This is a genomic window from Thermoanaerobacter sp. CM-CNRG TB177 (assembly GCF_018588165.1).
Lineage (GTDB): Bacteria > Bacillota > Thermoanaerobacteria > Thermoanaerobacterales > Thermoanaerobacteraceae > Thermoanaerobacter > Thermoanaerobacter thermocopriae.
This window is the reverse complement of the sequence record NZ_JAFCAC010000027.1, coordinates 1-5,298: the sequence shown is the minus strand read 5'-3', so window position 1 is coordinate 5,298 and position 5,298 is coordinate 1. Positions and strand designations below refer to the sequence as shown.

8 protein-coding genes and 1 tRNA gene are annotated in these 5,298 nt (G+C 35.1%); all 9 read right to left on the bottom strand.

What is annotated here, in order from left to right; genetic code table 11:
• Positions 1-178 precede the first annotated feature (178 nt).
• Entirely contained in the window at positions 179-1,063 is an 885-nt protein-coding gene (gene hslO, locus I4N53_RS01620) for an Hsp33 family molecular chaperone HslO (RefSeq protein ID WP_009052585.1), read from the bottom strand.
• A 60-nt stretch (positions 1,064-1,123) separates the two neighbouring features.
• A complete protein-coding gene (locus I4N53_RS01615; protein WP_009052586.1) occupies positions 1,124-1,327 on the bottom strand; it encodes a cold-shock protein in 204 nt (67 codons plus the stop codon).
• Positions 1,328-1,402: 75 nt separating this feature from the next.
• Positions 1,403-2,149 carry an NAD-dependent protein deacylase gene (locus I4N53_RS01610; RefSeq protein WP_009052587.1) on the bottom strand — a complete coding sequence of 249 codons (747 nt, stop codon included), beginning with the start codon at positions 2,147-2,149 and terminating at the stop codon, positions 1,403-1,405.
• A gap of 25 nt (positions 2,150-2,174) precedes the next feature.
• Positions 2,175-2,345 carry a small, acid-soluble spore protein, alpha/beta type gene (locus I4N53_RS01605; RefSeq protein WP_003867226.1) on the bottom strand — a complete coding sequence of 57 codons (171 nt, stop codon included), beginning with the start codon at positions 2,343-2,345 and terminating at the stop codon, positions 2,175-2,177.
• A gap of 340 nt (positions 2,346-2,685) precedes the next feature.
• Positions 2,686-2,829, bottom strand: a complete 144-nt coding sequence (locus I4N53_RS01600; RefSeq protein WP_157748019.1) for a zinc ribbon domain-containing protein — start codon at positions 2,827-2,829, stop codon at positions 2,686-2,688.
• A gap of 105 nt (positions 2,830-2,934) precedes the next feature.
• The gene (locus tag I4N53_RS01595) at positions 2,935-3,156 is read right to left on the bottom strand and encodes a NifU family protein (RefSeq protein ID WP_003867225.1); all 222 of its coding nucleotides are present in this window, start codon (positions 3,154-3,156) and stop codon (positions 2,935-2,937) included.
• Between the two features lie 52 nt (positions 3,157-3,208).
• Positions 3,209-3,673: a GAF domain-containing protein gene (locus tag I4N53_RS01590; protein ID WP_012269161.1), complete on the bottom strand. Its 465-nt coding sequence runs from the start codon at positions 3,671-3,673 to the stop codon at positions 3,209-3,211.
• A 427-nt stretch (positions 3,674-4,100) separates the two neighbouring features.
• Positions 4,101-4,874 carry a prolipoprotein diacylglyceryl transferase gene (locus I4N53_RS01585; protein WP_003867223.1) on the bottom strand — a complete coding sequence of 258 codons (774 nt, stop codon included), beginning with the start codon at positions 4,872-4,874 and terminating at the stop codon, positions 4,101-4,103.
• A 234-nt stretch (positions 4,875-5,108) separates the two neighbouring features.
• A tRNA-Val gene (locus I4N53_RS01580) sits at positions 5,109-5,185 on the bottom strand.
• Between the last annotated feature and the right edge of the window lie 113 nt (positions 5,186-5,298).

The window sequence follows — 5,298 nt, the reverse complement described above, 5'->3', positions numbered from 1 at the left end:
CCTATGACCCCCTGCTTGTAAGGCAGGTGCTCTCCCAGCTGAGCTATACGACCATTTTACTGCCGTGCAAGTAATAGTATACATAAAAAACTGCTATTAGTCAACACTATTTTGAGGATTTTTTCGCCTTTACGTCTAATTAAGAATAAAAAATATCAATTATTCTCTTAAATTTGCTTTATTCCTCTGCAATTCTCAGCAATTCTTTAAGCCTACTTTCCTCTATCAGATACTTTTTACCACAAAAATGGCATACAGCTTCAACTGATTGTCCTTCTGCAATAAGTTTTTTTATCTCCTCTTTTCCAAGAGCAATTATAGCAGTTTCAAATCTTTCTTGTGAACAATCACATTCATATTTTAAATCTACTCTTTCTAAAATATTAAGTCCCATCTCCCCTAATATATGGTTCAATATATCTTCTGGCAGATATCCTTTCCTTAACAATTCTGTCACTGAAGAAATATTCTTGAGTGCTTCCTCTACCTTTGCTACAACTTCTTCTTCAATATTAGGCAATAATTGTATAATAAAGCCTCCAGAAGCTAAAACATTTCCTTCTTTTCCAACTAACACTCCTACCCCAACAGCAGAAGGTACCTGTTCAGAGGTATAAAAATAATAGGCTATATCTTCTCCGATTTCCCCAGTTTGAAGCTCTACAGTTCCAACGTAGGGTTCTTTTAAACCTATATCCTTTATGACAGTCACATATCCATTTTTACCAACAGCTTTGCCTACATCTAATTTCCCTTTTTCAGACAGTGGTAAATCCACTGTAGGATTCCCTACATACCCTTTGACAATTCCCGGGTAATTTGACACTACAACGATATTCCCAATCGGTCCATCACCTTTTATAACTAAGGTAACCTTATCTTTTTCTCCCTTCATCATAACTCTCATCATCGCGACAGCTGTCAAAGCTCTTCCTAAAGCTGCACAAGTGGTAGGTGTGAGATTGTGAATTTCTTTAGCCTTCTGGGCAGTTTGTGTTGAAAAAGCTGCAATAGCTAATATTTTATTATTATAAGCTGTAGCTCGCACAATATAATCCCTCATCGTAAATACCTCCTATATCAAAAAACCCTAACATATTTAATGTTAGGGTTTGATTTCGCGTCAGTTTACCTTTCTTACCTTAGAAGCTTGTGGTCCTTTTGTAGCTTCAACTACCTCGAATTCAACTTTTTGTCCTTCCTCTAATGTCTTAAAGCCATCGCCTTCAATTGCTGAGTAATGGACAAATACGTCTGTGCCATCCTCCCTTTCAATAAAGCCATAGCCTTTCTCGGCATTAAACCATTTTACTTTACCTCTTACCATTTATATCTTCCTCCAAACTTGATAAATAATTTACTTCTCTATCATAGCACTTATATATCAAATTGTCAAATTTTTTTATTGAAATTTTATTATATCCCATATATTTCTAAGAGCATAACTTGCTTTTTCTCTTATAACTACATCAGCTTTATAATCATAGGGAGTCTCTGTCGCATTTATAATTATCAAATGTCTTACTGTATCTGGCAAAAAGTTCACTGGCGAAACTGCCAAGGAAGAACCTATGACTATTAATAAATCGCTGGACTTTACTTCTTTTACTGCCAAATCAAATGCATAAGGCATAGGGTCTCCAAAAAGCACCACATCTGGGCGCAATACGCCATTACAATCATCACAGCGAGGAGGAATTTGTTTTTTACTTACTTTTTCCTCTAAAACTTCAAAAGAAACTTTTTTACCACAACGTAAACAACTTCCTTCTCTCGTATTGCCGTGGACTTCAAATACATTTTTAGAACCAGCTTTTTGATGAAGATTGTCTATATTTTGTGTAATTACTCCAAAAATTATACCTTCTTTCTCCATTTCGCTTAATATGTAATGAGCTTCATTAGGCTCAGCATTTCTCATTGAAGACAAAATCTTGAAGCCAACTTTATAAAATTCCTCCGGGAAATTGTACAATACTCCCGTTGACAAAACCTCCATTGGATCTAAGTTCTCCCACAAACCCCTTCCGGGACTTCTAAAATCAGGTATACCACTTTCCGTTGATATACCTGCTCCTGTCAATACAATAGTTTTTCTTGACTGCTTAATGAGGCGAGCAGCTTTTTCAAACAAATTTTTATCCCCCATGGCAATTCACCTCAAATAGAGTATATCACAACTTTTCCTTTTTTCCTACCTCTTGTTGCAATTTCATCTTTTTCTTAACTATTGAACCTATCTTCCCTGTTTCTTGGGCAGACAACTTCGACCATCCAACTTTTTTTACCTTTTCAAGAAGTCCTAATTCTTCAGCCGCTTCAAGTTTCAAAATTTCATTGTCCATTTTAATCCTCCTCCCAATTTTCAATTATTCCTTCCCTATTTGTTTCAATAGTTATATTATCATTATAAAATTCCAATCATATTCACAGCTGGTTTACCAGTCAAATAAAAATTATTCACATAGCCAGATTTAATCAAAGAAATTTTATCTATTTTTTAACTTCTTGCTATATCATGAGCATTTGTCTCTGGATTTCTTAAATCAAAACAATTACCTTTTAATTTTACAAAATCCAGTGTAACCATTTCTTCTTTAATATCATTTCCTTTATAATTAGTAAAAATACCACCTTTAGCATCAATCCCTTGAACCTCTCCCTCTTATAGAAAAGGGAGATTCGTTAGGATACTTTTATCCTAACTGGGTTGTCCAAGAACCCTCTACCCCTATCTTTTTTAAGATTCGGAGATACTCTTCGTAATATGTTTACTGCTCCATTCACGTCGCCATTTACTACAATCCCACAATTCTGACATACATACAATCCTCTATATACAATCTTAATCTTGATAACAATACTCTTACACTATTCTATGTATTGTTAAAAATTTCCGCTTATATAATAAAAAAATCCGGATAACCCGGATTTTTAAACTGCTATTACTTCCTTAACTTCAGGAATTTCTTCTTTGATGGCCCTTTCAATGCCTTCTTTCAGCGTCAACGTAGCAAAAGGGCACCCTCCACAAGCACCTGTCAGCCTTACCTTTACAATTCCATCCTCTGTAACGTCAATAAGTTCCACATCTCCTCCGTCTGCTTGAAGAGATGGCCTTAGAAGCTCTAATACTTCTTCTACTCTTTCTCTCATAGCCTATCCTCCTTCCTGACACAATTATTATACCACAAAAATCAATGGAAATCTATTTTTTGAGTTTTCGACTTATAATTTCTGCAACTTTTTCTAAAAATCTTTTATCTTCTTCATCAAAAGCAGCTAAATCATCGCTGTCAATATCTATTTCTCCTATTATGTCGCCATTAGCCCATATTGGCACTACAATTTCCGATTTCGTCTCAAGGCTGCAGGCAAGATAATTGTCTTCTTTAGTGACATCATCAACAATTATAGTATTTTTTTCTGCAACAGCTCTTCCACAAACTCCCTGTCCTACTTTAATTCTCACATGCTCTGTAGGTCTACCAATATAAGGTCCTATTACTAACTCTCCATCCTTCATGAAATAAAAACCTGTCCAATTGTAGTAAGGAACATTGTCTGCTAATATCTTAACAACTTCACCATAAAATTCATCCATATCATCAATTTCTCTTGCCATTTGGTCAATCCTAACTAATAAATCATCAAAAACTTTTCTTTTTTCCATCTTTTCAGCTCCTCTGTAAAAAATTTATCAAATATAATTTTACCATTAAAATGTTGTAAAATAAAGTAGTTCCCTTTTAGATTTATCAATAGTTAAAGATTAATTCAATTTGCCTTAAATAAGAAAACTGCCTCAACGGCAGTTTCAGCTTGTTGACAAAGTCAAAAATTTTAAAATAGGATATTTTGCATCGTCACTCCGATGTTCCAAAGCGACAAAACTAAAGCTCGACCTTCGGGTTCTGGCAGGGTACCGGGCACATTCGACATCCCTGTCTTAGTGCCCGCCTCCGCCATCCGTGGCTTCGGCCCTGCCTCCACCCTTGGTCTTGCTAAGTTTTGTTGCCGCTTTGTCACAAGTCGTTCCTTATGCAAAATATCCTATTCTCGAAAGTTTGTCTACAGTCTGAAACTGCCTCAAAGGCAGTTTAATTGTAAAATTGTTTATTGGGGTCATTTAAAACCCTTCTAATCATCCAATAGGCCAAAATTAAAATGAAAGGTGTTACTAACTGAGTTAAAGTAAAAAATCCTATTCCCCATTTTTCATTTAAATATACAGGCCATATTAAAGGATTGTCTCTTACGGTTTCTTCAATTAAACCTCTCATCAATTGATAATAAAATATAAAAGACCAAAATTGATATCCATCAGGCATATGTTTTTTTTGTATATAAAAATACCTTATAAGAAGAATTATTCCCATTGCAACTCCTACCAGCTGTGCAGGCCATCTGCCAAAAGCAAATTCTGTAGGCCTTCCTAATACTTCTTGGTTAAATATATTGCCTATTCTGACTAATATATTACCAATTGAAAGTCCTAAAACAGCAAAATCCTCCAAAGGATTTATCCTCACACCTTTTTTACGACAATAATAAAGCCCTGCCAAAAAACCACCTAAAACTGCTCCATGCCAAGATAATCCGCCCTCATAAATTTTTAAAACCTGAACAGGATCTTTAATAAACCACTCAGGGTAATTTGCCAACACAAACATAAGTCGGGCACCTACAACTCCCGAAATTACTACAATCATCAAAAGATTAAGCAAAAAATCTTCATCGTAGTTCAATTTCATAGCTTGTCGGTACAAATAATATCCACCAATAGCAATGGAAATAGCCATAAAAATTCCATACCAATGAACGTCAATAGGTCCAATTTTAAAAGCATAAGGGCTAATTGTCGGAATGTACATTATACAACCTCCATACAATAGTTTTTAAACAGAAAACTCTGATAAGATTTTCATTATAATACCATTCTACAGCATTTCGATAATATGTCAAGAGGCGACTTTTATTTCCTTACAATGCTTTTATGTGGCCCTGAAATAAAAAGAATCTTCCAAACCATAAAAAGTTTTGGCACCAAATAGGCAATAAAACAAAAAACCCGGTACTAACTAAGTACCGGAAACTCGCTATTTTACTGGTGGGGTTAACAGGAATCGAACCTGTGACCTCTACGATGTGAGCGTAGCGCTCTGACCAGCTGAGCTATAACCCCACTTTCTATATTTTTATTATACACATCCTTCTAAAACATGTCAATCTCAAATTTTTTAATGTCTGTGTCAAGATTTTGTAGGAAAAAAATTTTTATAACTGACCTCACCGTTA